The following is a 1,324-nucleotide window of genomic DNA, read 5'->3' as shown; positions in this document are numbered from 1 at the left end:
GTGGTGGGTGGCCTGCTCGACGCAGAACGCCTTCTGGCTGCGGAAGCCATCGAACGGACGCTGCAGCACGCGGGCGCCGGCCGCCTCGGCGATGGCCACCGTGGCGTCGGTGGACTGCGAGTCCACCACCACGATCTCATCGCAGAAGGCCAGCGAGGCCAGGCAGTCGCCGATGCGCCCGGCCTCGTTGAACGCGATAATGCAGGCCGAGATGCGAGGCCGTTCGATGGGAGCGGTCGTGGAGGACATGATGGCCGGGTACCTGTTGTTTGCGACGGAGCGCTATGCGCTGCCTATTCTCGCCCCGTTGGTGCAAGCCTTGCACGCTTCCGGCCAGGAAGTGGCCGCCTGGTTCGAAGATGGCGCGGCTGGCAGCCAGCTGCCCGGCGTGCCCAACATCGGCCTGAAGCAGGCCCTGGCGATGCGGCCGCGGGCGGTGTTCAGCGCGGCCAACTGGGTGCCGACCTTCCTGTCGGGGGCCAAGGTGCAGCTGTTCCATGGCTTCAACGTGGAAAAGCGCGACAGTGCGCGTGGCCACTTCCGGGTGCGCGGCATGTTCGACCTGTACTGCACGCAGGGCCCTGCCACCACCGCGCCGTTCCGCGGGATCGCGGCAGTGCAGGGCCATTTCGCCGTGGCGGAAACCGGCTGGCCGAAGCTGGACCCGCTGTTCCGCGACGACGGTGGCGACAGTGCCGCGCTGCGCAGTGCAGCCGGCGGCCGCCCGGTGATCCTGTTCGGTTCAACCTTCACCGAGCGCTTGAGCGCCGCCCCGCACCTGCATGCGCAGATCGCGGCCGACATCGCCGCCGGTCAGCACTACTGGCTGCTGACCCTGCACCCGAAGTGCCCGCCGGAACTGTTCGAACGCTACCGCGCGCTGGCCGGCGCCAATGCGCGTTTCATCGAACCGGAGCAGGTGATGGCAGCCCAGCGCGCCGCCGACGTGCTGGTGTCGGACACCTCATCGATCGTTTCGGAGTTCATCGTCCAGCACAAGCCGGTGGTGACCTTCCGCAACCGCGTGCCAAAGCCGCACATGATCGATTTCGATGATCCGCAGCAGCTGCCGGCCATGCTGGCGCGCGCGCTGCATCCCGACGCTGCGTTGCAGGCGGAGATCGTGCGTTACGCCGATGCCATCCACCCCTATCGCGATGGCCGGTCCAGCGAGCGGGTGATCGCCGCCACCGAGGATTTCCTGTCCGGCGAAATGGGCGTGCTGCGTCGCAAGCCGTTTGGCAGCTGGGTGCGCGACCTGCAGATCCGCAAGGACCTGGGCTACTGGGGTCCGTCGCAGCGGTGATGTGGGTAGTGCCGGGCG

2 protein-coding genes are annotated in these 1,324 nt (G+C 68.2%); one reads left to right on the top strand and one right to left on the bottom strand.

Translation table 11 applies throughout. The features are described from left to right. Positions 1-249, bottom strand: a 249-nt coding sequence (locus tag AC1VAN_RS22020; protein WP_480986768.1) for a glycosyltransferase, incomplete at its 3' end; no start/stop codon positions are given. On the opposite strand from AC1VAN_RS22020, the gene AC1VAN_RS22015 reads away from it, so the two are divergent. Continuing rightward, entirely contained in the window at positions 248-1,306 is a 1,059-nt protein-coding gene (locus tag AC1VAN_RS22015; RefSeq protein WP_032976715.1) for a CDP-glycerol glycerophosphotransferase family protein, read from the top strand. The two genes, AC1VAN_RS22020 and AC1VAN_RS22015, sit on opposite strands and share 2 nt — an antisense overlap. The last annotated feature ends 18 nt before the right edge of the window (positions 1,307-1,324 follow it).

This window comes from Stenotrophomonas sp. 05L44_2 (genome assembly GCF_056665995.1).
This window is presented reverse-complemented; position numbering and strand designations above follow the sequence as displayed.